Genomic DNA, 24,895 nt, shown 5'->3' with positions numbered 1-24,895 from the left:
GGGGTGCCCAGGCTGGGGGATCGGCGTTCTGGCGTGCAGACTTAATGTCGCAGGTGTGTAGTTGGGTATCGGAGGCCGAGCGGGCGCTGGTCGGTGGCCCTGCCCGGCGCCCGCAGTTCAGTAGAACTTCTTGAGGTCCATGCCCGCGTACAGCTGGCCGACCTGGGCTTCATAGCCGTTGAACATCAGCGTCTTGCGCTTCTTGGCGAACAGGCCGTCTTCGCCGATGCGCCGCTCGGTGGCCTGGCTCCAGCGGGGGTGGTCCACTTCGGGGTTCACGTTGGAGTAGAAGCCGTATTCCTGCTTGGCCGCCTTGTTCCAGGCGGTGCCTGGTTCCTTCTCGACGAAGCGGATCTTGACCAGGCTCTTGGCGCTCTTGAAGCCGTATTTCCATGGCACCACCAAGCGCACCGGCGCGCCGTTCTGGTTGGGCAGCACCTCGCCATACATGCCGAAGCTCAGGAGCGTGAGCGGGTGCATGGCTTCGTCCATGCGCAGGCCTTCCACATACGGCCAGTCCAGCACGCGGGAGCCGACAAAGGGCATGGTCGCCTTGTCTGCCAGCGTCACGAACTCCACGTACTTGGCGCTGCCCTGGGGCTCCACGCGCTTGATCAGCTCGGCCAGCGAATACCCCACCCACGGCACCACCATGGACCAGCCCTCCACGCAGCGCAGGCGGTAGATGCGCTCTTCCTGCGCGCTCAGTTTGAGCAGGTCTTCGATGCTGTACTTGCCCGGCTTCTTGACCAGGCCCTCGACTTCCACCGTCCAGGGGGTGGTCTTCAGGGTGTGAGCATTGCGGGCAGGGTCTGCCTTGTCGGTGCCGAATTCATAGAAGTTGTTGTAGGTGCTCGCGTCCTTGTAGTCGGTGAGCTTTTCCATGGTGACCGCCCCGGCCACCGTCGACCGGGTGCTGGCCAGCGCGGCCAGCTTGCCGGGCTTGGGCACTGCCGCCGCCTGCGCCATGGCCTCGCGCCCTGCCCAGGCCGCCAGGGCAGCGCCTGCGGCACCACCGGCCATCAGGCGCAGCATCTGGCGCCGGTCCTCGTAGACCGAGCGCGGCGTGATCTCCGAGGAGTGCGGGTGGTTGAAGCCTTTGTCGCGGGGCGGGATCAGCATGGCGGTCTCCGGTGTTCTCGGGTTGAAACAGTGTGACGATAGAGCAGAACAACTGCTAGTTCGTTCCCTGTACCGCTCAGGTTACACCGAAGACGCAATAGTTTCCATCGCGCCGACCCCACCGCCCCGCTCGCACCACGCCATACCCCGGGGAATGGCGCCCCGGCGTTCTTCTTACAGCGTGCCGTAGCTGTGCAGCCCCGACAGGAACATGTTCACGCCCAGAAAGGCGAACGTGGTCACCGCCAGGCCGACCAGCGCCCACCAGGCTGACAGGGTGCCCCGCAGCCCCTTCATCAGGCGCATGTGCAGCCAGGCCGCGTAGTTGAGCCAGACGATCAGCGCCCAGGTCTCCTTCGGGTCCCAGCTCCAGTAGCCGCCCCAGGCCTCGGCCGCCCACAGGGCGCCCAGCACGGTGGCGATGGTGAAGAACGCAAAGCCCACGGCGATGGACTTGTACATCACGTCGTCCAGGATCTCGAACGACGGCAGGCGCGCCGCGATGCGCTTGCGGCCCAGCAGGATGCCCGCGACGATGAGCGCGGAGATGCCGAAGTACACCATCCAGTAGCTGCCGCCGTTCTCGGTGGCACCCTGGCGGAAGACGATGGGCTCGAAGCACAGCACCACGCCCAGCAGCCACAGCGGGGCCAGCTTGTACCAGCGGGTTTCGGTGGCCTGCTGCTTGATCAGGTAGGCAAAGGCCACCATGGCAGCCAGCGCGAAGGTGCCGTACCCGATGAAGTTGGCGGGCACGTGCAGCTTCATCCACCAGCTTTTCAGGGCCGGCACCAGGGGCTGGATCTCGTGCGCCTCGCGCACCACGGTGTACCAGAGCAGAAAGCCCACCGCCGCGCTCACCACCAGCATCACGAAGCCGCCCAGGGCGCGCGTGTCGTACTGCTGCTCGTAGTACAGGTAGAACGCTGCGGTCATCCAGCAGAACAGCACGAACACCTCGTACAGATTGCTCACCGGGATGTGGCCGATGTCCGGGCCGATGAGGTAGCTCTCGTACCAGCGCACCAGCGTGCCGATGAGCGCCATGGCCACCGCCACCCAGGCGATGCGCGAGCCCAGCAGGCTCATCGTGCGGCCTTCGCCGCGGGAGAACATGCCCACCCAGTAGAAGATGGTGCTCATGAAGAACAGCATGCTCATCCACAAAATGGCGGACTGGCTGGACAGGAAGTACTTGAGGCCGAACACCGTGTCGGCACGCGCCAGGCTGCCCGCGCCGTCGTGCTGGTACAGGCCGATGGCCATCAGCGCCACCGCCGCCACCACCAGCAGCAGCACGCGCAGCGGGCGCCAGAACCAGCACAGCCAGATGGTGCACGGGATGGCGCCCAGCAGGATGCCCTTCTCGTACACATCCATGAAGCTGCCGTAGCGCTGCAGTGCATACAGCCCCCCTGCCACGACGATGGCGGCAAACAGCCAGTCGAACCAGTTGCGGCGGGCGAAGAACCCCTCGTTCAGGGTGATCACGGTGGTCGTGTTGCGGGTGGCGGTGTTCATGCGGTGCCTTCCGGGGCCTTGGTGGCCCCGATCAGTTTCTGTGCGAGCTGGACGAACTCATGGTCGCCGTCCATGGTTTTTCGATTGGTCGACAGGGCCATGACGGCGTGGCTGCGCGTGCCATCACCGTCGCGGGGTGCGAGCCAGACCCATACGCGGCGCTCGCGGACGTAGAGCATGGCAAAAACGCCCAGGATCAGCAAGGCGCAGCCCAGATAGACAATGTTCTTGCCCGGGGCGCGTGCCACCTGGAACACGCTGGCCTGCACCTGCGTGAAGTCCTTGAGCTCGAACACCAGCGGTGCGGGGTAGATCTGCGCGTCGGACAGCGACAGCACCGCCTGCGTCATGAAACCCTGCGTCTTTTCATCCTGCGGCAGCGGCGGCAGGCCGGCGCGCTGGCGCGACAGCTGCGCCACCTCGAACAGCGTGCCGTTCAGGATGCGCACCAGCACTTCGCCAGCACGCGCGCGCTCGGCCTCGGGCACGTTGGCTTCCATGAAGTCCGACACCGCCTGCAGGCCGCCGGTGGGCTTGCCATCGACCATGCCCCGTCCCGCGAACAGCGCCAGCGCGCGGGATGCAGACTGCCGCAGCTGCTCGGCCAGCTCGGGGCGCGAGGCATCGATGGCCTGCGCCACGTAGCGACGCACTGCCACCTCGCGGGCCTCCGGGTCGGCCAAGGCGGCCTTCATGCGCAAAAAGCCATCCATGCTGCCCGCATCATCGGCCGGCACGCGCAGGTAGCGAAACGGCTCGGACGGTGTCTCGCGCACGCCCAGCAGGAACACGGGCGCGCCATCGCCGGTGTCCACCGGCAGCATGTAGTTGTGGAATTCGCGGGCCTGGCCAGCGGCGTCGCGTAGCTTGTAGCTCACGCTGGGGCCGACATTGCGCAACTCTTTCTTGGTCACCGTCTTGTTGGCCGCGCCCAGGCGCGACTCCACCGATTCGCGCAGGTCGACCTTGCGCACATCCACGCCGGTGCTGCCGGGGCCGGCGCCCGCGAAGTTCTCCACGTTGATGGTGCGCAGCGCGGTGAATTCGAGCGTGAGCTTGTCGCTGCCCGGGCCGCCGCCCTTGTTGGTGAGCTCGGTGGAGTTGCCCACCACGCCCTCGATGTCGAACGGCTTGGCACCCGCCACCATGGGCACGGCACGCAGCTTCAGGTGCGAGCCGCCGTCGTCGAAGCTCGACTGGTAGATCTCGATGCCTTTGTAGCTGGCCGGGTGGTTCACCTCGACGCGCGCCGGGGTCTTCTCGCCCGTGGCCTTGTCGTGGATGACGATCTCGCTGGCAAACAGCTTGGGCATGCCGGTGGAGTAGTGCTCCACGATGAATTTCTTGAGCTCGATGGCGAACGGCAAGTCCTGCAGCAGCACGCCGTCGGACTGGTTCAGGATGGCCGTGCTCGACTGCGTGCCTTCGGCCACGAGCAGGTTGCCCCGGAACGTGGGGTTGCGCTCGGACAGGCGGTGCTCGGGCTTCACGTCGGCGATCAGGCCACCGCCCTGGTAGGGCGTCTTGCCGCCCAGCAGCATCTGGGCCCGCACGATGAGGTCGCCGTCCAGCAGCCCCCCCAGGCACACCAGCACGATGGCGCTGTGCGCAGCGATATAGCCCAGCTTGTTGGCCGCGCCCGCTTTGGCGGCCACCATCCAGCCCGTGCCCGGGCCGGCCGCCGTGTCGCGCTGCTGCAGGCGCACCTTCCAGCCGCCGCCGGCCAGCATGGTGCCGATGCGGCGCGCCTCGGCTTCGGCCGACTCGTTCAGGTCGGCCTCGGCCTTGTGGTGAAAGGCCTTGAGGCTCTGCTCGCGGATGTTTTCCTTGTAGACCTTGAGGTCCGTGAGGATCTTGGGTGTGTTGCGCGCGATGCACAGCGAGGTGCTGGTCACCAGGAACGCCAGGATGAGCAGGAACCACCAGGCGCTGTACACCGCGTTGAGCTGGATGGCGCCGAACAGCTCGGCCCAGAATGGCCCGAACTGGTTGACGTAGTTGACCGCCGGCTCATGCTGCTTGAGCACCGTGCCGATCACCGAAGCGATGCAGATCACCGTCAGCAGCGAGATCGCGAACCGCATGGAGGACAGCAGTTCGACCCCGGCGCGCAGGGCTGCTGAACCAGACTGGACGCGAAGGCCCTGGGTGTTGTCGGACATGGATGAAGAGGAGAAAGAGCGGGTGCTGCGAGGCGCGGGAAGTGGAAAGCAAAAAGGGCGGGGCCATCCGTGCGATGGACCCACCCTTTTTGGGGTTGTTATTGGCGGTAGGTTCCGTGCGGCGCCCTTAAAAAAGCCGCCGTGGGTTGACGAGGATCAATCAGCGCAGGCCGGCGATGTAATCCGACACGGCCTTGATTTCCTTGTCGTTCAGCTTGGCGGCCACTTGCGTCATCTGGATGCTGTTGGCGCGCTTGCCTTCGCGGAACTCCACCAGCTGCTTGACGGTGTAGTCGGCATGCTGGCCCGACAGGCGGGGGTACTGGGCCGGGATGCCGGAGCCATTGGGGCTGTGGCAGCCGGCGCAGGCGGCGATGTTGCGGTCGGCGATGCCGCCGCGGTAGATGCGCTCGCCCAGCGAGACCAGTTCCTTGTCCTTTGCGAAACCAGGCTTGGCGGTCTTGGAGGTCACCCAGTAGGCGATGTTCTTCATGTCCTCGTCCGACAGGGCCGAGGCGAAGCCCTTCATGACGGGGTCGTTGCGCTTGCCGGACTTGAACTCCTGCAGTTGCTTGACCAGGTATTCAGGGTGCTGCTGCGACAGCTTGGGGTTGGCTGCGATGGCAGAGTTGCCATCGGCGCCATGGCAGGCTGCGCACACAGCCGTGAAGCTGGCCTCGCCTTTGACCAGATCGGGCTTGGCCGCCTTGGGCGGTGCCGCAGGAGCTTCCCCCGCTGCAAAGGCCGAGAAAACAGGTGCTGCCAATGCGGCAGCTGTCAACAAGGAGGCAAGCAACTTCATATCGAGGGTCTATGTTATGGGCGCAAAAACCTCGCGATTCTACAATGAGGCTCTCTCGTAACCCAATACTCCATGACGACCTCCCCCACTGCGCCAGTTGCTGGCTCCCTCCCGCCCGCACCCGACGCGAAGATCGCCATGGGCTGGATGCACACGGCCAGGTTCCTCACCACGGCCGCCCAGCTGCACCACCTGCCGCCCATCCACGTGCCCGAGATCGCCTTCGTGGGCCGCTCCAATGCGGGCAAATCCACCTGCATCAACACGCTCACCCAGCAAAAGCAGCTGGCGTTCGCCTCCAAAAGGCCGGGGCGCACGCAGCACATCAACCTGTTCTCGCTGGGCAAGCACGGCGTGACCGATGCGGTGCTGGCGGATCTGCCCGGCTACGGCTACGCGAAGGTGTCGCGCTCGGACAAGCTGCGCTGGCAGCAGGTGATGGTCAACTACCTGGTCAGCCGCCCCGGGCTCACGGGCATCGTGTTGCTGTGCGACCCGCGCCTGGGCTTGACCGAGCTGGACGAGGCGCTGCTCGAAGTGCTGCGCCCCCGCGTCGAGGAAGGCCTCAAATTCCTCATCGTGCTGACCAAGGCGGACAAGCTCACACGCTCCGAGCAAGCCAGGGTCCTGTCGATTACGCGACTGAACGCGGCGGGCGGAGATGTGATGATGTTTTCGGCCCTCAAGAAGCAGGGCGTGGACGAGGTGGCGCAGCTGCTGTGGCAGTGGGCGCACCCGGTGCAGCCCGGCGCCCCCGCCGCGTTGCCTGCCGATGGCCCCGCCACCGCCAGCGCCACGTCGGATGCGCTTGAGGATTCTCAGCAAAACTAGGCCTTAGCGCTGACCCAACGGGCGCTATCAGCTATTTAATTCATAGCGCCATGATCCAGACCCGCTCCGTCGCCCTGCCCCACGGCATCACCCTGCACTGCCGCGTGAGCGGCGTGGCCGGCCGGCCCGTGCTGCTGTTTCTGCACGGATTCCCCGAAGGCGCGTTCATCTGGGACGAGCAGCTGGCGTACTTTGCCCGGCCCGAGAATGGCGGCTACCGCTGCGTCGCCCCCTACCTGCGGGGGTTCGGCGCCTCCAGCAGCCCCGCCGAGGTCGAGGCCTACCGCGCCAAGCACCTGGTGCAGGACCTGGTGGCGCTCATCGCCGCCGAGTCACCGCAGGCGCCGCTCGAATGCCTGGTGGCGCACGACTGGGGCGGCGCCGTGGCCTGGAACCTGGCCAACCAGCAACCGCAGTTGATGAAGCGCCTGGCCATCGTCAACTCGCCGCACCCCGGTGCCTTCGTGCGCGAGCTGGCGCACAACCCGGCGCAGCAGGCCGCCAGCCAGTACATGCATTTCCTGTGCAGGCCGGACGCCGAAGCCCTGCTGGCCGAGAACGACTTCCGCCGCCTGTTCGGCTTCTTCGACGACCCCCAGGGCCGCGCCCCGGCGTGGCTCACCGAGAACGTGCGCGCCCAGTACCGCGCGCTGTGGCAGCAGGGCCTGACGGGCGCGTGCAACTACTACCGTGCCAGCCCCATCCGCCCGCCACGGGACGGGGAGCCCGGCGCGCAAGCGATCACACTGCCCGAGTCCATGCTCACGGTCGCCGTGCCCACGCTGGTGCTCTGGGCCATGGACGACCCGGCCCTGCTGCCGGGTCTGCTGGACGGACTGCCGGGCTGGATTCCGCAGCTGCAGATCCACAAGGTGGAGCAGGCCTCGCACTGGGTCGTGCACGAGCACCCGGAGCGCGTGGCGCTGGAGCTGCGCCGGTTTTTGCAATCAAATTGATAGCTGCCAGCGCCTGGCAGACAAGCGCCAGCGGCCATTTTCATGAGCATCTGCCATCTTGCCCACTGGCGCACCCCAGGCCAGTGCCACCGTGGAACCGGCTCTGCCAGGCCACGGGTGGCGGCCCCCGGAGAGGGAAGACGCCGCAAGCGGCTCAGTGGGGAATCAATACAAGCCTGGCTCGCCCTCGGGCCGCGTCTTGAAGCGCTTGTGCACCCAGTAGTACTGCTCGGGCATGGTGTCGATCACGGCCTGCAGCTCGCGGTTCATACGCTCGGTGTCGGCATCGACGTCGTCGGTGGGGAAGTTCGCCCACGCGGGCGAGACCTCGGCCACGTAGCCGGTGGGCGTCATGCGCGAATACACCCCGACCACCTTGGCACGCCCCAGCCGCGCAAAGCGCGACAGCGACGGGATGGTCGCGGTGGTCACGCCGTAGAACGGCACGAACACCGAATCGTTGCGGCCATAGTCCATGTCGGGCAGCAGGTACAGCAGGCCGCCCTGGCGCAGGTTGGCGATGATGGGCTTCACGCCGTGAGACCGGTTGAGCATGCGCACATCGCCGAAACGCTGGCGCCCCGCCATGAACCAGGCGTCCACGGCGGGGTCCGGGTGGGTGGCGAAGATGGAAGTGAATGCGCGGCTGGAATGCAACGGCAGCGCCAGGCCGCCCGCATCCATGCCGTAGAAATGCGGCGCGAACAGGATGGTGGGCGTGTCGCCCTCCAGCTCGTGGATGGCGCCTTTGAGCACGACGCGCCGCTCCACCACCTCGCGCGGCGCGGCCCACAGCCAGCTGCGGTCGAGCCAGGTCTGACAAAACGCCACGAAACTCGCCCGCGCGACCGCGCGGCGGCGCGCCTCCGTCCAGTCCGGAAAACACAGCGCCAGGTTGCGCAGCGCCACCCGCCGCCGGGGCGCCGCCAGCACAAAGGCCACCTGCCCCAGCAGCCAGCCCAGGCCCCGCAGCACCGGCAGCGGCAGCAGTGCCAGCACCCGCATGAACCACACGCCCAGGCGGCCGGTCATGCTGCGGTCTCCGGAGCCGGTGCAGCCGGCGGCGCGGCCTCGGCACGGGGCTGCTTGTAGCGGGCGTAGCCCCACAGGTACTGCTCGGGGCACTGGCGGATGAGGTGTTCCATGGCCTGGTTGATCTGCAGCAAGGCCTGGTCCATGTCGGCCGACAGCGGCGCCGGCAGCGGCTCGAAATGAGTGACGTAGCCACGGCCCCAGGACAGCCGCTCGCACCGCGCCAGCACCACCGCCGCGCCCGTCTGCTGCGCCAGCCGCGCGGCCAGGGTCATGGTGTAGGCATCGCGGCCGAAAAAGGGCGACCACAACCCCTGTCCGTCGGGCGGCACCTGGTCGGGCAGCAGGCCCACGGCCTCGCCGCGGCGCAGGGCCTTGATCATCTGGCGCACCCCCGCCAGCGTGGTGGGCACGGCCAGCATGCCGGGGCGGTTGCGCGCGGTCTCCATCACCTTGGCCAGCCAGGCCTGGCGCGCAGGGCGGTACAGCACGGTGATGGGGCCGCGCTCGGCGCTCCAGCGGCGCGCGGCAGCCTGGGCCGACAGCTCGAAGCACCCCTGGTGCGGCGTGAGGTACACGATGCCCTTGCCGGCCGCATAGGCCGCCTCGACGCACGCCTCGCCCTCCAGGCGGCAGGGCATGGGCGCGCCCAGCCACAGGCGGGGCAACTCGGTCACCATGCGGCCCGCGTGTGCCACGGCGGCACGCACCGCGCCGAACGGATAGCCCGCCAGCGCCACGTTGGCCAGAAAGCGCCGCCGGTACGTCGGCGACGCCGCAAACGCCACCCAGCCCATCGCCGCGCCGAGGGCGTGCAGCAACCACAGCGGGAACACAGAAAAGAAACGGAACACGACTGGCATTAAAATAACGGGGTCGCTGAGTTAAATGAGCAACTTGCAGGGCGACGTTAAAAAAATCTGCTAAAGCGTTCGCCACAGCTCCTTCGGGGTGAGGGCAACGCCCCAAATGCCGGAACACAGGAGTTTATTCAAATGGCGAACGACTTTCTCTTTACCTCGGAATCCGTGTCCGAAGGCCACCCCGACAAGGTGGCCGACCAGATCTCGGATGCGATCCTCGATGCGATCTTCAAGGAAGACCCCCGCTCCCGCGTCGCCGCCGAAACGCTGACCAACACCGGCCTCGTGGTGCTGGCGGGCGAAATCACCACCAACGCCCACGTGGACTACATCCAGGTGGCGCGCGACACCATCAAGCGCATCGGCTACGACAACACCGACTACGGCATCGACTACAAGGGCTGCGCCGTGCTGGTGGCCTACGACAAGCAGTCCAACGACATCGCCCAGGGCGTGGACCACGCGTCCGACGACCACCTGAACACCGGCGCCGGCGACCAGGGCCTGATGTTCGGCTACGCCTGCGACGAGACGCCCGAGCTGATGCCCGCGCCCATCTACTACGCCCACCGCCTGGTGGAGCGCCAGGCCCAGCTGCGCAAGGACGGCCGCCTGCCCTTCCTGCGCCCCGATGCCAAGTCGCAAGTCACGATGCGCTACGTGGACGGCAAGCCCCACAGCATCGACACCGTGGTGCTGTCCACCCAGCACCACCCCGACCAGAGCGAAACCCAGACCAAGATGAAGGCCTCGTTCACCGAAGCCATCATCGAAGAGATCATCAAGCCCGTGCTGCCCAAGGAATGGCTGCAGAACACCCGCTACCTGATCAACCCCACCGGCCGCTTCGTCATCGGTGGCCCCCAGGGCGACTGCGGCCTGACCGGCCGCAAGATCATCGTGGACACCTACGGCGGTGCCTGCCCGCACGGCGGCGGTGCCTTCAGCGGCAAGGACCCCACAAAGGTGGACCGCTCGGCCGCCTACGCCGCCCGCTACGTGGCCAAGAACATCGTGGCTGCCGGCCTGGCCCGCCAGTGCCAGATCCAGGTGGCGTACGCCATCGGCGTGGCCGAGCCGATGAACATCACGGTCTACACCGAAGGCACTGGCGTGGTCCCGGACGAGCGCCTGGCCGAATTGGTGCGCGAGCACTTCGACCTGCGCCCCAAGGGCATCATCCAGATGCTCGACCTGCTGCGCCCGATCTACGAAAAGACGGCTGCGTATGGCCACTTCGGCCGGGAAGAACCCGAGTTCAGCTGGGAGAAGACCGATAAAGCTGCCGCACTGCGTGCGGCAGCCGGGCTGTAAAGCCCGCCGCGCTCCTCGCGCGGCATCGGTCTTCGGGCGCAGCTCATATCGCGCAGCGATGTGAACGGAGACCAAGGTACGGATACACCCGCCGCCGCATCCTGGCCCCCCAACAGTCCCCATCAAAGCCGCAACGCCCCGCGTTGCGGCTTTTCTTTTGCCTGCTCACCAAACACCAGGTCCGCGCAAACCTTGCCCCGGCGACTCTCTCCTACACCCGCATCCCGCCCATGCTGACGGCTGTGCCCAGGCCCCGCCGGTATCGTTCCAGCACACCCTCACGCAGCCCCGGGCTGCTCTTCAACCCCCGCTAGGAGCGACCATCATGCTGAAGTACGCCATCATTTTTGCCCTGATCTCCCTGGTTGCAGGCGCACTGGGCTTCACCGGCGTGGCTGCCGGCGCCGCAGGCATTGCCAAGGTGCTGTTCGTGATCTTCCTGATCATCGCCGTGGTGTTCGTGATCCTTGCTGCCGTGGGCGTAGGTGCAGCGCGCAAGGCGCTGAAGTAACCGCACCGCCGGCTTCACCCCACGATCGACACAAGAAATCAGGACTCCCATGGCACTCAACATCTTTGAAGCACTGCGCGAAAGCCACGAACGGCAACGCGAGCTGTGCAAGCAGCTGGTCAACACCAGCGGCGACACGCCCGAGCGGCACGAACTGTTCGAGCAGCTCAAAACCGAACTGCTCGCGCACGAGCTGGGCGAAGAGCGGCATTTCTACATTCCGCTGATGGCGCACGATGCCGGCGTGGATCTGTCGCGCCACGCGATCTCGGAACACCACGAACTCGATGAGCTGGTGGAATCCATCGAAGAGGCCGACCCTGCAACGCCCGCGTGGCTGCCGCTGGCCAAGAAGCTCGCCGAAAAGGTCGAGCACCACCTGAAAGAAGAGGAACACAAGTTCTTCCAGATGGCGGGCAAGCTGCTGACCGAAAAGCAAAAGACGCAGCTCGCCAAGGAATACCTGGCGACCTACGAAGAAGCCAAGACCACGACGGCCTGAGAACCTGTTGTCGCAGCGCGGGGCCCACGGGGCGCGACGCAGGCAGTCACGGCCGGGCTGCTGCGCTCCGCGCCCTGCACAGGCCTGAGCACAGCGCTCCAGAGGTGGTCAGGCTGTGGCATCCTCGGCCTGCACCACGCAGTTGCGGCCCTTGGACTTGGCCACGTACAGCGCGGTGTCCGCACGCTTGATGAGGGCGTGGGCATCTTCGTGGTGGTCCCAGGTGGCCACGCCAAAACTTGCGCTCACATGCCCCACCGAATCGAACGGCGCTCCGGCAATGCGTGCGCGCACCGCCTCGGCCATGGCCATCGCGGCGTCCACCGGCGTTTCCTTGAGCAGGATGATGAACTCCTCGCCGCCAAAGCGTGCGGCGCAGTCCGAGGTGCGCAGCAGTTCGCGCACCCGCAGCGCAGTGCTCTTGAGCACCACGTCGCCCGAGTCGTGGCCGAACGTGTCGTTGATGCGCTTGAAGAAATCGATGTCGAACATCACCACCGACAGGTGGCTCTTCTTGATGCGCGTGTCGGCCATTTCGGTTTCCAGCCGCTCGAAGAACCGGCGGCGGTTCACCAGGTCGGTCAGGAAGTCCTTGGTGGCCAAGTCCTCCAGCTTGGCGTTGAGCCGGGCCATGGGCTCGATCACCAGCGACGAGAGCGACAGGTTGAGCACCACGAACAACAGCACGAAGCTGGCCAGCAGCGCGCCCATCACGGTGTAGAAGGTCTGGCGCGCCTTCTCCAGCGGGAAGTACATCGGCACCTTCACCACCTGGATGCCGACCGTCTCGTTCATGCCCCAGCCAAAGCCGTTCTTGTCGCCATAGATCTTGAGCATGGTCGGCGGCGCGGCAGCCGGTGTGCTGTGGCAGGCCATGCACTGGGCCTGCTTGATGGTGATGGGCCGGGCCACGTACATGGCGCGGTGCATGCCCTCGCCCACTTCGCCCGTCACCTCTTTCTTCACGTCCACGCGGCCTTCGCGGAAGTCGCTGATGATGCGCTCCTCCCACTCGTTGGCACGGTCGCGCAGGTTGGTGGGGTTGAGCACCGCCTCCTTGTATTCGTAGCCGGCAAACCGGCCCTGCAGGCGGCGCAGGGTTTCGGTGGCGGCGTAGGCGGGCACGGTCTGCGGCAGGAATTTCTCGGCCAGCGTCACGTCCAGGTGCGGCTTGACCAGCTCGGTGGTGTAGTCCCGGATGGCCATGGCGGCGTGCATCATGATCTGCGAGTTGTGCTGCACCTCCTCGATGGCCGACTTCTGCAGGAAGCGATGCACATAGGCTCCCGCACCGACCAGTGCGAGCAGCAGCACGGCTGCCAGCACCAGGTTGAATTTCAGCCGCAAAGACATGGATTTCCCTCGGGTGCCAGCGTGGGTGGCCGGCTTGTTATGGGTACGGCGTGGGCCGCCGCTGCAGGCGGGGCGGCTGCCAGCGCACGCCACTCCCTCGTCAAAGCCTGCGTTTGTGCCAGATTTTGCAGGGGCGGTCCAACACTTTCTGCCACCGTGCCCCAGCGCAACACCCACGGCACACCGATGGCCCGGGCCCGCAGTTTGGCACTGGCAAAAAACTGCCTACAAGCCGCGCGCGCTCAGCGACAGGCTGCGCCGGTACGCCGGCCGCACCCGGTACAGCTGTGCGGGCCGGTGCGCACCACCCGTCTGCAGGGCGCCGGGCACGGGCTCCAGCATGGCCAGCTCGTCTACCTTGCGGCGAAAGCTCACCTTGTTGATGGCCTCGCCCAGCAGCGCTTCGTAGACCGCCTGCAATTGCGGCAGCGTGAAGGGCTCGGCGCACAGGTGCACGGGCAGCGACGAATACTGGCTTTTGCTGCGCACGCGCTCCACGGCGGTGTCGATGATCTGGCGGTGGTCGAACGGCAGGGGCGGCAACGCATCCACCGCCACCAGCTCCACGCGGCCCTCGGCCTGGGCCAGCGTCTCGGGCGGCACCAGCGCGCAGTACGCCACCGCCACGGACCAGCCCCGCGGGTCCCGCACCGCGCCCGAGAAGGTGGCCAACTGCTCCAGGTACGGGCTCTCCAGGCCCGCCTTGTCGCGCAGCACGCGGGCGGCGCTGGCCTGCGTGTCCACATCGTCCTGTGCATGGATGTAGCCGCCGGGCAAGGCCAGCGCCTGGGCGAACGGCGCCCGCTCACGGCGCACCAGGGCCACCTTCAGCTGGCTCTGCTCCAGGGTCAGCAGCACCACGTCCACGGTGCAGATCACGGCAGGGGCACGGTCGTTGTTCATGGCTCCATCACACAGTTCATTGCAGCAATATACGAACAAGGCTACCACCGCAGATGCAAAAACCCAAGCGCACACACAATACGCACGCTTCGCGGCGACACACCATGTTGCATCTTAGTTAGTTGCATTTTTAATTTAACAACCCTACACTGTCTTCAACACCCGAAGGAGAAGACCATGTCCCGCCACATCCAGTTGCTGGTGATCGACCCGCAAAACGACTTCTGCGACCTGCCTGCCGACTGGCTGCCTGCCCAGCCCCGCGGCAGCCGCACAGCGCCCAGCCTTCCGGTGGCCGGCGCCCATGCCGACATGCAGCGCCTGGCCGCGTTCATCCGCACGCAGGGCGCACGGTTTGACGCCATCACCGTCACGCTCGACTCGCACCAGCGCTTCGACATCGCCCATCCCGGGTTCTGGCAGCAGGCAGGCGGCGCAGCCGTCGCGCCCTTCACCCCCATCACGGCGGCCCAGGTGCGCAGCGGCGCGTTCACGCCCCGCAGCGCCGCCGCGTTGCCCCGCACGCTGGCCTACCTGGATGCGCTCGAAGCCCAGGGCCGCTACACGCTCATGGTCTGGCCGGTGCACTGCGAGATCGGCAGCTGGGGCCACGGCGTGCATGCCGACGTGCTGGCCGCCTGCGGCGACTGGCAGCTGCAGCAACAGCGCGCGGTGCACAACGTGTTCAAGGGCACCAACCCCTGGACCGAGCACTACAGCGCCATCCGGGCCGAGGTGGTCGACGCCGCCGACCCGGACACCGCCCTCAACACCCGCCTGCTCGCGGCGCTCGACACCGCCGACCTGCTCCTCATCGCCGGCGAAGCCAGCAGCCACTGCGTGCGCTCCACCACCGAGCACATCGTGCAGCACCTGCCCCGCCTGCAGGCGGCAGGCGCCCGGCCCAGCCACATCGTGCTGCTGACCGACTGCATGAGCCCCGTGGGCGGCTTCGAACCACAGCACCAGACCTTCCTCGACGCCATGCGCGCTCTGCACGAATCATCGCGCCGTGTGCATCTGCGGTCTCGGGCGGCCTGCGGCGTTGCAAATACTCGCAATAGCTACGGCTATGGCTGCGTTTTGCGCCCTGCACTCCTTCCCGATCCGCAGTGCACACTTGGCAACTCGATTCGTGCAGAGTATCTCTAGCGCATGCTGAACCAGCGCAACCAGCTACAAAAACAGGAGCATCACCATGACCCGCATCATCACCAGCCTGCTCGACACCGACCTGTACAAGTTCACCATGTGGCAGGCCCTGCTGCACCGTCACCCGCAGACGCAAAGCGAATACCGCTTCGTGTGCCGCAACCAACCGCTGTACCCGCTGACCGAACTGCTGCCGGAGGTGAACGCAGAGCTCGACCACCTGTGCTCGCTGCGCTTCACCAAGGGCGAGCTGGACTACCTGGGCGGCCTGCGCTTCATCAAGAGCGACTTCATCGACTTCTTGCGCATCTTCCAGTTCCAGCGCAGCTTCATCGAGGCGCGGGCCGAGGGCGACACGCTCACCATCGTCGCGCGCGGCCCCCAGGTGCACGTGATGGGCTTCGAGATCTTCGTGCTGGCCATCGTGAACGAGCTGTACTTTCGCCGCTTCGACGCCGCCGCAGCGCGGGCCAGCGGCCGTGAGCGCCTGGCCGCCAAGGTGCAGCAGTTGCAGGACCTGGCCCGGCAGGCCACGCTGCGCCACCCCTTCGAACTGTTCGACTTCGGCCTGCGCCGCCGCTACAGCGGCGACTGGCAGCGCGAGGTGGTCAAGACATTCGCAGAGCAAACGCCCCAGTGGTTCAAGGGCACGAGCAACGTGCTGCTGGCGCGCGATTTGAACCTGGTGCCCATCGGCACCATGGCGCACGAATACCTGCAAAGCTACCAGGCGCTGGGCGTGCGGCTGCGCGACTTTCAAAAGGCCGCGCTGGAAGACTGGGTGCAGGAGTACCGCGGCGACCTCGGCATCGCGTTGACCGACACCGTGGGCATGGACGCCTTCCTGGCCGACTTCGACCTGTACTTCGCCAAGCTGTTCGACGGCCTGCGCCACGACTCGGGCGACCCGGTGGCCTGGGGCGAAAAGGCGCTGGCGCACTACGCCAAGCTGCGCATCGACGCGAACACCAAGCGGCTGGTGTTCTCCGACGGCCTCACGCTCACCAAGGCGCTGTCGCTGTACCGCCACTTCGGCGACCGCACGCAGCTGGGCTTTGGCATTGGCACCCACCTCACCAACGACATGGGGGACACACCTGAAATGAAGCCGCTGAACATCGTGATGAAGCTCACCCGCGCCAACGGCCAGGCGGTGGCCAAGCTGTCGGACACGCCGGGCAAGACGCTGTGCGACGATGAAACCTATCTGGCCTACCTCCGCCAAGTCTTCAACGTTGCATAAGAAGCCCCCCTGAGTCGCTTCGCGCCTTCCCCCCAGGGGGACGACGCCCTCACTGCGGGGCGGCCCTTGTTCGGCGTCCCTGGCATGGGCAGCGCCAGTGTCGGCGGCCACCGATGAACTCGAACCTAAGGATGAATGACACCATGCTCCGCATCACCATCGCTCAATTGAATATCACCGTCGGCGACATCGAAGGCAATGTCGACCGCATGGTGGCCGCCGCGCGGCAGGCCGCGGCCGAGCAGTCCGATATCGTCGTGTTCAGCGAACTCTCGCTGTGCGGCTACTACCCCGGCGACATGCTGGACGAGCCCGAGTTCATGCAGCGCGTGGAGGCCGGGGTGGCTGCGTTGCAGGCCGCATCGGCCGAGCTGCCTGCCCTGCACTGGGTGGTGGGCACGCCCACGCGCGCCAGCGGGCCGGGCAAGCGGCTGCACAACAGCCTGCTGGTGCTGCAGGGCGGCACCGTGAAGCTGTCGTACGCCAAGCAGCTGCTGCCCACCTACAACATCTTCGACGAGCGCCGCCACTTCGAGCCCGGCCCCGACGTGGCCAAGGTGCTGCGCGTGGGCAATGCCCAGGTGGGCCTGCTGGTCTGCGAAGACGGCTGGAACGACCACGGCGCCGACTACGTCACCAACCCCTTCGTGCGCCTGCGCGATGCCGCACCGGACCTGGTGATCAGCATCAACGCCAGCCCCAGCCACGTGGGCAAGCGCGAGCAGCGCCACCAGATCTTCGGCGGCTCATCGCGCCGCCACGGCCTGCCCATCCTGTACGTCAACCAGGTGGGCGGGCACGACCAGCTGGTGTACGACGGCGCGTCGTTTGCGGCCGAGCCCGATGCCGGCATCGTCTTCGAGGCGCCCCGCTTCGTGGAGGACGTGCGCACCCTGCAGTTCGACAACGGCCACTTCTCCATGGGCGACGGCCAGGCCCCGGCCCCCGTGCCGGCCGAGGGCATTCCCACCATGGAGTTCTACCGCCAGCAAATCATGCTGGGCCTCAAGGACTACGCGCGCCGCTGCGGCTTCCGGCAGGTGGTGGTGGGCAGCTCGGGCGGCATCGACAGCGCGCTCACCCTGGCCCTGGCGGCACAGGCGCTGGGCCCCGAGAACGTGGTGGGTATCACCATGCCCTCGCGCTACTCCAGCAGCGGCTCGGTCGACGACTCGGTGGCCCTGTGCCGCAACCTGGGCGTGCAGCTGTTCACCCACCCCATCGCAGACCTGGTGGCGGGCTACGCGCAGCAGTTCGGGCAATCGTTCGACCAGCCGCTGGCGGGCCTGCCGCTCGAAAACCTGCAGGCGCGCATCCGCGGCACGGTGCTGATGGAATACTCCAACGCCTTCGGCCACCTGCTGCTCACCACCGGCAACAAGTCCGAGATCTCGGTGGGCTACTGCACGCTGTACGGCGACACCAACGGCGGCCTGGGCCTCATCGGCGACCTGTACAAGACCGAAGTGTTCGCGCTCTCGCGCCACGTCAACGCGCAGGCCGGGCGCGAGCTGATCCCCGTGGCCATCATCGACAAGGAACCCTCCGCCGAACTGGCCCCCGGCCAGCGCGACGTGGACAGCCTGCCGCCCTACCCGGTGCTGGACGAAGTGCTCAAGCTCTTGATCGAAGGCGAGCGCCTGTCCACCGCCGAACTCACCGCCGCGCAGACCTTCGTGTCGAACCTGCAAGAAGACGACGCCGGCCGCGCCCTGGTGCAGCGCGTGCGCATGATGGTGGCGCGCAACGAATACAAGCGCCGCCAGGCCCCGCCCATACTGCGCGTTCGGCCCCGGGCGTTCGGCAGCGGGCGGCAGATGCCGATCGCGGCAAAGTACGTGTGACGACATTCGCAGGCGGTACCACGCACCCCGCCCGTTCGGGCTGAGCCTGTCGAAGCCGGGCAACGCGCGTCGACAACGCGTGCCCTGGGCCTGCCGAAGGGCTCAGCATGAATGGACGCAGTTTTTCAGCAGCTTCCGAGCAGCCCCGCACGCCCTTTTACAATCGCTATCAAAACAGTAGCTGGCAGCGCTCTCCCATCAAGCGGTAGAGGCTCAGATCACTTCAACCGCCTGGAGACACATGCACGACACCGCCATCTACATCGGCCGCTTCGAGCCCGTCCACACCGGCCATCTGGCCCTGCTGCAACGCGCACTCGACAGCGCGCGTAATGTGATCGTGGTGGTCGGCTCCGCCTGGCAGGCCCGCTCGCCCAAGAACCCCTTCACCTGGCAAGAACGCGAGGCCATGCTGCACGAAGCCCTGCCCGCGGCCGACCGCGCCCGGGTGCGCGTGCTGCCCGTGCGGGACTACTACAACGAGGCCGTGTGGGTGCAGGCCGTGCGCCGCGGCGTGGCCGAGATCGCCGGTGCCGATGCCAACATCGGCCTGGTGGGCCACTTCAAGGACGCCACCAGCAGCTACCTGAGCGCCTTCCCCGGCTGGCAGCTCATCCACGTGGAGCGCCAGGGCCGCATCGACGCCACCGCCATCCGCGACGCCTACTTCGGCGCCACGCCCGCCACGGTGCAGGCAGCGCTGGCCCCGCTGGCGGCCGAGATTCCGCCCAGCACGCTGACCGCGCTGGAGCGCTTTGCCCACACCCTACACTACCCGGCCCTGCAGGAAGAATGGCGCATGCTGCGCCGCTACCGAGAGGCCTGGTCCGCTGCACCCTACCCTCCGGTGTTCGTCACGGTCGACGCCGTGCTGCGCTGCCAGGACCACGTGCTGCTCATCCGCCGCGCCCACGCCCCCGGCAAGGGCCAGCTGGCCGTGCCGGGCGGCTTCATCGAACAGCGCGAAACGGTCTGGCAGTCCTGCCTGCGCGAGCTGGTGGAAGAAACCCACTGCGACCTGCCCGAAGCCACCATGCGCGCCGCGCTGCAGGCCGTGGCCGTCTTCGACCACCCCGACCGCAGCCAGCGCGGCCGCACGCTCACGCATGCGCACTACTTCGACCTGGGCAACTCGGCGTTCCCCAAGGTCCAGGCGGACGACGATGCGCTGCAGGTGCAGTGGACGCCGCTGTCCGAACTGGCAGGCATGGAAGAGGAGTTCTTCGAGGACCACTTCCACATGCTGGATCACTTTCTGGGTATCACCGACGCGCCGGAACTGGCGGCCTCGGCCTGACCGAATCAGTGTGAGCCGAGCATCGCGGCGACGCCTGTCTGCCAGGCTCAGCCCGGCGGGTGCACACGCATCCAGTCGGTGAACTCCCGCACCGGCATCGGCCGCGCATACAGATAACCCTGGTACTGCGCAATGCCCCGCCCGGCCACCCAGTCGAGCTGTTCCTGGGTCTCCACGCCCTCGGCAACCGCCGTGAGCTTCATCAGTGTCGACAGCGAGACGATCAGCTCGGCCAGCGAGCGGTTGGCGTCGGTGTCCTGGATGAAGGTCTTGTCGATCTTGAGCGTGTGGACCGGGAACCGCTGGAGGTAGGCCAGGTTGGAATAGCCCGTGCCGAAATCATCGAGCGCAATCGTCAGGCCCAGCGCCGACAGCTCGCGCAGCACGTTGAGCACGTGCTGGTCTTCCCCCAGCAGGATGGACTCGGTGATCTCCAGCTCCATGCGCGCGGGGTTCACAGCGGCCTCGCGCAGCACGCTGGTGATGTCGTGCAGCAGGCTGGGCGATGCGAACTGGCGGGGCGACAGGTTGACCGAGACCACCAGGTCCCAGCCCTTCGCAGCCCAGGCCACCTGTTCGCGTGCCGCTTGCGCCAGCACCCACAAGCCCAGCGCGCCGATGAGGCCGGTGGTCTCGCAGGCCGGGATGAAATGCGCGGGCGACACCACGCCCAGGCGCGGGTGGTTCCAGCGCACCAGGGCCTCCACTGCGCGGATGGTGTTGGTGGCCACGTCCACGCGCGGCTGGAAGTACACCTCGAACTCCTCGCGCTCCAGCGCCAGGTGCAGCTCTTTCTCCAGCTCGGTGCGGCTGCGCACCGTCTCGGCCATGTGCCGGTCGAAGTAGGCCAGCGCGTTGCGCCCGCGCTCCTTGGCCGCGTACATGGCCAGGTCGGCGTTGCGCAGCAGGATCTCGATGGACTCGCCGTCCTGCGGGTACAGCGCCACGCCGATGCTGGACGTGACGCGCAGCTGCGCCCCGGCAATGGACAGCGGCGCCGCCATGGCCACGGAGATGCGCTCGTGCAGTGCATCGAGGTCTTCGCGGATGCGCGGCGATGTCAGCAGCACCAGGAACTCGTCGCCACCCCAGCGGGCCAGCACCTCGGTGCCGTGCCGCGTGTGGCGCAAGCGCTGCGACATGGCCACCAGCAGCTCGTCGCCCGCAGCATGGCCCAGGGTGTCGTTCACGTCCTTGAAGTGGTCGAGGTCGATCAGCATCAGCGCAGCTTCGAGCGACTGGGCCTTGGCCTCCTCCACAGCCCGCGCAAAACGCTGCGTGAAGTGGGCCCGGTTGGGCAGGCCGGTGAGCACGTCGTGCAGCGACTGGAAATTGGCGCGCTCTTCGGTGTGCTTGATGGCGCTGATGTCCGCCTCGCTCACCAGCACCGCGTCCTGGCCGGTGACGGCGTCGCTGCAGCGGCGCGCCGACAGCTCGTGCCAGCGGTCGCCCTGCGGCGTGCGCACTGCGAGCGTGAGCGTACCCACGCCGTGCTGCTCCAGGCTGCGCGAGAGCGCGGCAAACACCGCCGCGTTGCCCACGCGCTCCTGCAGGCGCTCGCCGGGGCTGAGCACGGCGGCACGCGCGGCAGGGTTGCGGTACAGCGCCTGGCCGTTGCCGTCGTACAGCGTGATCATCACCGCGGTGTGCAGCAGGGCCTCGACCGAGCGCAGGGACTCCGGCAGGGCCGCGCCCATGGCGTCGGCCTCGCACAGCATGCCCATGCGGCCATCGGGCAGGCGGTGCCCGCCAAAGCGCACATTGAGCGACACCGGCACGCCGCCGGGGTAGATGGTCCACTGCTCGGTGAAGCTCGCGTCGCCCCGCAGCACGAAGTCGCTCTGGTACTGCGCCAGCCGCTGCGCGACCGACTCGGACATATCGTGGCCCATGTCGCGCCCGCACAGCTCGGCCAGCGTGGTGGCCTGCCACACGGCCAGCGCCGCCGCATTGGCCCAGTACACGCACCGGCCGTCGATGTCGAAGAGCCAGACGGGCCGCGACAGCCACTCCAGCGCCGCGCAGCGCAGTCCGCGCTCGGCCAGCTCGGCGTCGGTGGGCAGGCGGTGTTGCGGCAGGCGCGCTGCCGGCAAGGGGGCCGACACGGTCATGCCAGCACGCAGTCCAGCGCCAGGCTGGCGGCCTGCGGGTGCGCAAAGGTCAGCAAGAGACGGGCGGGCATGGTGGTGATGACGGTGGGGTGACAGCAGTGCAGACAGGGTGTGCGCCGGCAGCGCGCTCCGTCCGCGATGCCCTTGGCGCACCCCGGCCGTAGACGCCATGGTTTGCATCTTCGCACAGCCAGAGGGCTTGTCCAGCCAAGTTTTGCCACCCCCGCGACGCCTGCCGGCACCCGCGCAAAACCCTCTCAAGAGACGCGGAACTGCCCCACCGTCTGCGACAGCGCCACCGCCTGCTGGCTCAGGGACTGCGCCGCTGCCAGGGCCTCTTCCACCAGCGCTGCGTTCTGCTGCGTGCCCTGGTCCATCTGCGACACGGCCTGGTTGACCTGCGCGATGCCCGCGCTTTGCTCGGCGCTGGCCGCGCTGATCTCGGCCACCATGGTGGTCACGCTCTTCACGCCGTCGACCACCTCGCGCATCGTGGCACCGGCCTGCTCCACCAGTTGCGTGCCCGCACCCACCTTGGTCACGGAGTCGTCGATCAGGCCCTTGATTTCCTTGGCCGCGGCGGCACTGCGCTGCGCCAGGCTGCGCACTTCGCTGGCTACCACCGCAAAGCCGCGGCCCTGCTCGCCGGCGCGCGCGGCTTCCACCGCGGCGTTCAGCGCCAGGATGTTGGTCTGGAACGCGATGCCGTCGATGACGCTGATGATGTCTACGATCTTGCGCGAGGACTGCTCGATGGAGCCCATGGTGCCCACCACCTGCTGCACCACGTCGCCGCCGCGCACGGCGGTGGCCGAGGCCACACGCGCCAGCTCGTCGGCGCGGCGGGCGTTGGCGGCGTTCTGCTCCACGGTGGAGGTGAGCTCTTCCATCGACGCAGCGGTCTGCTGCAGCGCGCTGGCTTGCGATTCAGTGCGGGACGAGAGGTCGCCGTTGCCTGCCGCGATCTCGGCCGATGCCGTGTTGATCGAGTCGGTGCTGTCGCGCACCTGGGTCACCAGGTGGGCCAGGTTGTCGCGCATGGCGCGGATGGCAAACAGGATGCTGGAGGTGTCACCCGGGCGCGTCTGCACATCCACCGCCAGGTTGCCTTCGGCGATCTGCGTGACCACCTGCGCCGCGTACTGCGGCTCGCCGCCGAGCTGTTGCACCAGGGTGCGGAGCATCTGCCAGGCCATCACCGCCACGATGAGCATCAGCACCGCGCCGATGGACAGCAGGATGGCGGTGTTGCGCCAGAACGCATCCTCGATGTCGTCCACGTAGTCGCCAAAGCCGATGATCCAGTCCCAGGGCTCGAACTTGATGATGGCGTAGAGCTTGTCCACCGGCTCCTTGGCACCGGGGCGCGTGCCCGGCGCGGTCACCGTGCCGATGGTCTTGCCCTGCAGCGCGGCGCGGTAGCGCATGCCGGCTTCCTTGCCGCCCTTTTCGTCGACGATGCCGATGCGCTTGGGGTTGGGGTGCACGTAGTTCACATCGTTGGTGAAGCCGCGCACGAAGAAATACTTGTCCTTGTCGACAAAGCTGCCGATGGTGCGCTCGGCCTCCTTGATCGCGTCCTCGCGGGACAGCGCGCCGCTCTTTTCCTTGTCGTGCGCCTTCTGCGCGGCGGCGTGGGCCAGGATGACCAGGTTGGACAACTGCGCCGTGCGCTCGTTCATCATCGACCGGTACAGCGTGGTCAAGGCCACGGCGGACAGGACCACCAGGCCCAGCAAGGTGGCCGCACACAGCCACAGGATTCGGGTACGCAATTTCATGGGAAACGTCTTCGGGAAAACGGAAAAAGTAACCAGAAGATACAGGGACCGCCCCGTTGATCCCCTCAAGACCGCCAGAAAGTCACGGTCTCTTCATCCCATTGTGGTATGCGCAGATCGGTGTGCAGGCCGCACGGGGGCACGACTTGGCGCCTGCGGGGACCCAGGTGTAACAGCGGGGGACCTGTGGCGCACCCACAACGGGACGGGACGGCCTGCGCTGCCGGCGCAGGCGCTGGTTGGCAGGAAGGCCGCCCCGTGTACCGAGCCCGCGTCCACCCGGCGTTGCGGGCGTCAGGTCCCTGCCCGCTCCAGCATCGCATGCAGCAGCACGTTGCAGCCCGCCGTGATGTGCTCTGGCTTGGCGTCCTCGATCTCGTTGTGGCTGATGCCGTCCTTGCAGGGGATGAAGATCATGCCGCTGGGCGCGAGCTTGGCCATGTACACGGCATCGTGCCCCGCGCCCGACACGGCGGGCATGTGGCTGTAGCCCAGCCTGGCGGTGGCGCGGGCCACGGCCTCCACGCATTCGGCGTGAAAGGCCTGCGCGGGGTAGCTGGACACCATCTCGATGTGCACCTGCACGCCGTGCTCCTGCGCCACCTGCTCGGCGCGGGCCTTCACTTCGGCGGCCATCCGGTCCACGAGTTCGTCGGTGCTGTTGCGCAGGTCGATGCTGAACTTGACCCGGCCGGGAATGACGTTGCGGCTGTTGGGAAACACCTGCACCATGCCCACGGTGCCGCGGCCGTGCGGCGGGTGGCGGTGGGCCGCGGCCACCACGTCCTGCATGATGTGCGTGGCGGCGAGCAAAGCGTCCTTGCGCAGCGCCATGGGCGTGGGGCCCGCGTGGGCTTCCATGCCGGTGACGGTGCAGTCGAACCAGCGGATGCCCAGCACGCCGCTGACTACGCCGATGGTCTTGTCGTTGTCTTCCAGCACCGGGCCCTGCTCGATGTGGGTCTCGAAGTACGCACCGATGGGGTGGTCGCCCGGCTCCTGCTCGCCGACGTAGCCGATGCGTTCCAGCTCGCCCTTCACCGTCTTGCCCTCGGTGTCGGTGGCGGCGTAGGCGTGCTCCAGCGTGAAGGCCTTGGCGAACACGCCCGATCCCATCATCACCGGCACGAAGCGGCTGCCTTCTTCGTTGGTCCAGAAGGCCACCTCGATCGGTGCCTCGGTCTCGATGCCGTGGTCGTTGAGCGTGCGCACCACCTCGATGCCGGCCAGCACGCCATAGTTGCCGTCGAACTTGCCGCCCGTGGGCTGGGTGTCGATGTGGCTGCCGGTCATGATGGGCGGCAAGCTGTTGTTGCGCCCGGGGCGGCGCATGAAGCCGTTGCCGATCTTGTCGATGGTGACGCTCATGCCGGCCTCGCGCGCCCAGCGGGTGACGAGGTCGCGGCCCTGCTTGTCCAGGTCGGTGAGCGTGAGGCGGCACACGCCGCCCTTGGGCGTGGCGCCGATCTGCGCCAGCTCCATGAGCGATGCCCACAGGCGGTCGCCGTTGATGCGCAGGTTCTCGATGTCGGGTTTGACTTTGGTGTCCATGGTGTTCTCCAAGGGATGTCTGAATCGCCGGTTCACTCAGTACC

General features: G+C 67.1%; 20 protein-coding genes. 9 read left to right on the top strand and 11 right to left on the bottom strand.

Going from position 1 to position 24,895, the window contains the following annotated elements; translation table 11 throughout:
* Positions 1–117: 117 nt before the first annotated feature.
* The 4 genes from msrP to ASG27_RS09605 all read right to left on the bottom strand — a co-directional run bounded on the left by msrP (position 118) and on the right by ASG27_RS09605 (position 5,607).
* Positions 118–1,122 carry a protein-methionine-sulfoxide reductase catalytic subunit MsrP gene (gene msrP / locus ASG27_RS09620; protein WP_056415311.1) on the bottom strand — a complete coding sequence of 335 codons (1,005 nt, stop codon included), beginning with the start codon at positions 1,120–1,122 and terminating at the stop codon, positions 118–120.
* Positions 1,123–1,296: 174 nt separating this feature from the next.
* A complete protein-coding gene (gene ccsB, locus ASG27_RS09615; RefSeq protein WP_056415308.1) occupies positions 1,297–2,643 on the bottom strand; it encodes a c-type cytochrome biogenesis protein CcsB in 1,347 nt (448 codons plus the stop codon).
* On the bottom strand, positions 2,640–4,805 hold the full coding sequence (locus tag ASG27_RS09610) for a cytochrome c biogenesis protein ResB (protein WP_056415305.1): 2,166 nt from the start codon (positions 4,803–4,805) through the stop codon (positions 2,640–2,642). The genes ccsB and ASG27_RS09610 overlap by 4 nt, the downstream gene beginning before the upstream one ends.
* A 160-nt stretch (positions 4,806–4,965) precedes the next feature.
* Positions 4,966–5,607 (bottom strand): c-type cytochrome, encoded by a 642-nt coding sequence (locus tag ASG27_RS09605; protein WP_056415302.1) that lies wholly within the window; start codon positions 5,605–5,607, stop codon positions 4,966–4,968.
* A 72-nt stretch (positions 5,608–5,679) separates the two neighbouring features.
* Here ASG27_RS09605 and yihA point away from each other — a divergent pair, with 72 nt between their 5' ends.
* Positions 5,680–6,438 carry a ribosome biogenesis GTP-binding protein YihA/YsxC gene (yihA, locus tag ASG27_RS09600; RefSeq protein WP_056415298.1) on the top strand — a complete coding sequence of 253 codons (759 nt, stop codon included), beginning with the start codon at positions 5,680–5,682 and terminating at the stop codon, positions 6,436–6,438.
* Positions 6,439–6,488: 50 nt separating this feature from the next.
* The gene (locus tag ASG27_RS09595; RefSeq protein ID WP_056415294.1) at positions 6,489–7,394 is read left to right on the top strand and encodes an alpha/beta fold hydrolase; all 906 of its coding nucleotides are present in this window, start codon (positions 6,489–6,491) and stop codon (positions 7,392–7,394) included.
* A 165-nt stretch (positions 7,395–7,559) separates the two neighbouring features.
* On the opposite strand, the gene ASG27_RS09590 is transcribed toward ASG27_RS09595, so the two are convergent.
* Both ASG27_RS09590 and ASG27_RS09585 read right to left on the bottom strand, forming a co-directional pair.
* Positions 7,560–8,426 (bottom strand): lysophospholipid acyltransferase family protein, encoded by an 867-nt coding sequence (locus ASG27_RS09590; protein ID WP_056415292.1) that lies wholly within the window; start codon positions 8,424–8,426, stop codon positions 7,560–7,562.
* Positions 8,423–9,289 carry a lysophospholipid acyltransferase family protein gene (locus ASG27_RS09585; protein ID WP_056415289.1) on the bottom strand — a complete coding sequence of 289 codons (867 nt, stop codon included), beginning with the start codon at positions 9,287–9,289 and terminating at the stop codon, positions 8,423–8,425. The genes ASG27_RS09590 and ASG27_RS09585 overlap by 4 nt, the downstream gene beginning before the upstream one ends.
* Before the next feature lie 132 nt (positions 9,290–9,421).
* Here ASG27_RS09585 and metK point away from each other — a divergent pair, with 132 nt between their 5' ends.
* The 3 genes from metK (at position 9,422) to ASG27_RS09570 (ending at position 11,616) form a co-directional block, all read left to right on the top strand.
* Positions 9,422–10,603: a methionine adenosyltransferase gene (gene metK, locus ASG27_RS09580; RefSeq protein ID WP_056415287.1), complete on the top strand. Its 1,182-nt coding sequence runs from the start codon at positions 9,422–9,424 to the stop codon at positions 10,601–10,603.
* 325 nt (positions 10,604–10,928) lie between these two features.
* Positions 10,929–11,114: a DUF1328 domain-containing protein gene (locus ASG27_RS09575; RefSeq protein WP_056415285.1), complete on the top strand. Its 186-nt coding sequence runs from the start codon at positions 10,929–10,931 to the stop codon at positions 11,112–11,114.
* Positions 11,115–11,163: 49 nt separating this feature from the next.
* On the top strand, positions 11,164–11,616 hold the full coding sequence (locus ASG27_RS09570; protein WP_056415282.1) for a hemerythrin domain-containing protein: 453 nt from the start codon (positions 11,164–11,166) through the stop codon (positions 11,614–11,616).
* Positions 11,617–11,724: 108 nt separating this feature from the next.
* Here the strand turns inward: ASG27_RS09570 and ASG27_RS09565 are convergent, their stop codons facing one another.
* Positions 11,725–12,969 carry a diguanylate cyclase gene (locus ASG27_RS09565; protein WP_056415280.1) on the bottom strand — a complete coding sequence of 415 codons (1,245 nt, stop codon included), beginning with the start codon at positions 12,967–12,969 and terminating at the stop codon, positions 11,725–11,727.
* Positions 12,970–13,194: 225 nt separating this feature from the next.
* Positions 13,195–13,872 (bottom strand): NUDIX hydrolase, encoded by a 678-nt coding sequence (locus ASG27_RS09560; RefSeq protein ID WP_056415277.1) that lies wholly within the window; start codon positions 13,870–13,872, stop codon positions 13,195–13,197.
* Positions 13,873–14,049: 177 nt separating this feature from the next.
* On the opposite strand from ASG27_RS09560, the gene ASG27_RS09555 reads away from it, so the two are divergent.
* The 4 genes from ASG27_RS09555 to ASG27_RS09540 all read left to right on the top strand — a co-directional run bounded on the left by ASG27_RS09555 (position 14,050) and on the right by ASG27_RS09540 (position 19,408).
* Positions 14,050–15,024, top strand: a complete 975-nt coding sequence (locus ASG27_RS09555; RefSeq protein ID WP_235508466.1) for a cysteine hydrolase — start codon at positions 14,050–14,052, stop codon at positions 15,022–15,024.
* 46 nt (positions 15,025–15,070) lie between these two features.
* On the top strand, positions 15,071–16,267 hold the full coding sequence (gene pncB / locus ASG27_RS09550) for a nicotinate phosphoribosyltransferase (RefSeq protein ID WP_056415271.1): 1,197 nt from the start codon (positions 15,071–15,073) through the stop codon (positions 16,265–16,267).
* A 143-nt stretch (positions 16,268–16,410) separates the two neighbouring features.
* Positions 16,411–18,111 (top strand): NAD+ synthase, encoded by a 1,701-nt coding sequence (locus tag ASG27_RS09545; protein ID WP_056416305.1) that lies wholly within the window; start codon positions 16,411–16,413, stop codon positions 18,109–18,111.
* 241 nt (positions 18,112–18,352) lie between these two features.
* The gene (locus ASG27_RS09540) at positions 18,353–19,408 is read left to right on the top strand and encodes a bifunctional nicotinamide-nucleotide adenylyltransferase/Nudix hydroxylase (RefSeq protein ID WP_056415268.1); all 1,056 of its coding nucleotides are present in this window, start codon (positions 18,353–18,355) and stop codon (positions 19,406–19,408) included.
* Positions 19,409–19,455: 47 nt separating this feature from the next.
* On the opposite strand, the gene ASG27_RS09535 is transcribed toward ASG27_RS09540, so the two are convergent.
* The 3 genes from ASG27_RS09535 to ASG27_RS09525 form a co-directional block, all read right to left on the bottom strand.
* The gene (locus tag ASG27_RS09535) at positions 19,456–21,519 is read right to left on the bottom strand and encodes a putative bifunctional diguanylate cyclase/phosphodiesterase (RefSeq protein WP_056415266.1); all 2,064 of its coding nucleotides are present in this window, start codon (positions 21,517–21,519) and stop codon (positions 19,456–19,458) included.
* A gap of 257 nt (positions 21,520–21,776) precedes the next feature.
* Complete coding sequence (locus ASG27_RS09530; RefSeq protein WP_056415263.1) at positions 21,777–23,300, bottom strand: methyl-accepting chemotaxis protein; 1,524 nt, start codon at positions 23,298–23,300, stop codon at positions 21,777–21,779.
* Between the two features lie 294 nt (positions 23,301–23,594).
* Positions 23,595–24,851 carry a Zn-dependent hydrolase gene (locus tag ASG27_RS09525; protein ID WP_056416302.1) on the bottom strand — a complete coding sequence of 419 codons (1,257 nt, stop codon included), beginning with the start codon at positions 24,849–24,851 and terminating at the stop codon, positions 23,595–23,597.
* Between the last annotated feature and the right edge of the window lie 44 nt (positions 24,852–24,895).

Origin of the sequence: Acidovorax sp. Leaf191 (assembly GCF_001424425.1) — a bacterium.
Taxonomy (GTDB): Bacteria; Pseudomonadota; Gammaproteobacteria; order Burkholderiales; family Burkholderiaceae_C; genus Acidovorax.
This window is presented reverse-complemented; position numbering and strand designations above follow the sequence as displayed.

Excerpts from the sequence above, each read along its gene's own strand:
- ASG27_RS09535 (WP_056415266.1), bottom strand. The coding sequence starts at position 21,519 with ATGACCGTGTCGGCCCCCTTGCCGGCAGCGCGCCTGCCGCAACACCGC.
- ASG27_RS09525 (WP_056416302.1), bottom strand. The coding sequence starts at position 24,851 with ATGGACACCAAAGTCAAACCCGACATCGAGAACCTGCGCATCAACGGC.
- ASG27_RS09605 (WP_056415302.1), bottom strand. The coding sequence starts at position 5,607 with ATGAAGTTGCTTGCCTCCTTGTTGACAGCTGCCGCATTGGCAGCACCT.
- ASG27_RS09540 (WP_056415268.1), top strand. The coding sequence starts at position 18,353 with ATGCACGACACCGCCATCTACATCGGCCGCTTCGAGCCCGTCCACACC.
- ASG27_RS09590 (WP_056415292.1), bottom strand. The coding sequence starts at position 8,426 with ATGACCGGCCGCCTGGGCGTGTGGTTCATGCGGGTGCTGGCACTGCTG.
- metK (WP_056415287.1), top strand. The coding sequence starts at position 9,422 with ATGGCGAACGACTTTCTCTTTACCTCGGAATCCGTGTCCGAAGGCCAC.
- ASG27_RS09595 (WP_056415294.1), top strand. The coding sequence starts at position 6,489 with ATGATCCAGACCCGCTCCGTCGCCCTGCCCCACGGCATCACCCTGCAC.
- ASG27_RS09565 (WP_056415280.1), bottom strand. The coding sequence starts at position 12,969 with ATGTCTTTGCGGCTGAAATTCAACCTGGTGCTGGCAGCCGTGCTGCTG.
- yihA (WP_056415298.1), top strand. The coding sequence starts at position 5,680 with ATGACGACCTCCCCCACTGCGCCAGTTGCTGGCTCCCTCCCGCCCGCA.
- ASG27_RS09555 (WP_235508466.1), top strand. The coding sequence starts at position 14,050 with ATGTCCCGCCACATCCAGTTGCTGGTGATCGACCCGCAAAACGACTTC.
- ASG27_RS09610 (WP_056415305.1), bottom strand. The coding sequence starts at position 4,805 with ATGTCCGACAACACCCAGGGCCTTCGCGTCCAGTCTGGTTCAGCAGCC.
- ASG27_RS09545 (WP_056416305.1), top strand. The coding sequence starts at position 16,411 with ATGCTCCGCATCACCATCGCTCAATTGAATATCACCGTCGGCGACATC.
- ASG27_RS09530 (WP_056415263.1), bottom strand. The coding sequence starts at position 23,300 with ATGAAATTGCGTACCCGAATCCTGTGGCTGTGTGCGGCCACCTTGCTG.
- ASG27_RS09570 (WP_056415282.1), top strand. The coding sequence starts at position 11,164 with ATGGCACTCAACATCTTTGAAGCACTGCGCGAAAGCCACGAACGGCAA.
- ASG27_RS09575 (WP_056415285.1), top strand. The coding sequence starts at position 10,929 with ATGCTGAAGTACGCCATCATTTTTGCCCTGATCTCCCTGGTTGCAGGC.
- ASG27_RS09560 (WP_056415277.1), bottom strand. The coding sequence starts at position 13,872 with ATGAACAACGACCGTGCCCCTGCCGTGATCTGCACCGTGGACGTGGTG.
- msrP (WP_056415311.1), bottom strand. The coding sequence starts at position 1,122 with ATGCTGATCCCGCCCCGCGACAAAGGCTTCAACCACCCGCACTCCTCG.
- ASG27_RS09585 (WP_056415289.1), bottom strand. The coding sequence starts at position 9,289 with ATGCCAGTCGTGTTCCGTTTCTTTTCTGTGTTCCCGCTGTGGTTGCTG.
- ccsB (WP_056415308.1), bottom strand. The coding sequence starts at position 2,643 with ATGAACACCGCCACCCGCAACACGACCACCGTGATCACCCTGAACGAG.
- pncB (WP_056415271.1), top strand. The coding sequence starts at position 15,071 with ATGACCCGCATCATCACCAGCCTGCTCGACACCGACCTGTACAAGTTC.